This window comes from Campylobacter sp. FU_520 (genome assembly GCF_025772385.1).
Taxonomy (GTDB): Bacteria; Campylobacterota; Campylobacteria; order Campylobacterales; family Campylobacteraceae; genus Campylobacter_D; species Campylobacter_D lari_C.
Map to the genome: position 1 here is coordinate 1 of NZ_JAKMRZ010000045.1, position 820 is coordinate 820.

At 32.3% G+C, this 820-nt stretch carries 1 protein-coding gene; it reads left to right on the plus strand.

What is annotated here, in order from left to right; translation table 11 throughout:
• The coding region (locus tag L8W55_RS07915; protein ID WP_263678140.1) for a methyl-accepting chemotaxis protein at positions 1 to 820 on the plus strand (820 nt) is incomplete at both ends.

An 820-nucleotide genomic window follows, 5' to 3' on the forward strand; every position in this document is an offset into this window, starting at 1 on the left:
GAAAACATCACTAAAACTAAAAATGCATTAGAACAAGATGCTAAAGCAGTAGAACAATCAGTAGAAACTGCTAAAGAAATAGAAGGTGGTAATCTAACAGCAAGAATAACAGCAATTCCTGCTAATCCTCAATTAATAGAATTAAAAAATGTATTAAATGACATGCTAAATGTATTAGAACAAAAGGTTGGTTCTAATATGAATGAAATTAATAGAGTATTTGATAGCTATAAAGCCTTAGACTTTACCACTGAAGTTAAAAATGCTAAAGGTGGGGTTGAAGTAACAGCAAATGCTTTAGGCCAAGAAATAGTAGCTATGCTAAGACAATCATCTGAATTTGCTTCTTTATTAGCAGATGAGAGTGGTAAATTACAAAGTGCTGTTAAGAACTTAACAGATTCTTCATCAAGCCAAGCTTCTTCTTTAGAAGAAACAGCAGCAGCATTAGAAGAAATTACTTCTTCTATGCAAAATGTATCTCATAAAACTAGTGAAGTAATTGCTCAAAGTGAAGAGATTAAAAATGTTACTTCTATAATAGGAGATATTGCAGATCAAATTAACTTGCTTGCATTAAATGCAGCTATTGAAGCAGCACGTGCTGGTGAACATGGACGTGGCTTTGCTGTTGTTGCTGATGAAGTTAGAAATCTAGCAGAAAGAACTCAAAAGTCTTTAGGTGAGATTGAAGCTAATACTAATATCTTAGTTCAATCTATTAATGAAATGGGTGAGAGTATTAAAGAACAAACTACAGGTATTACTCAAATAAATGATGCTGTAGCACAAATTGATCATGTAACTCAAGAGAACTTAA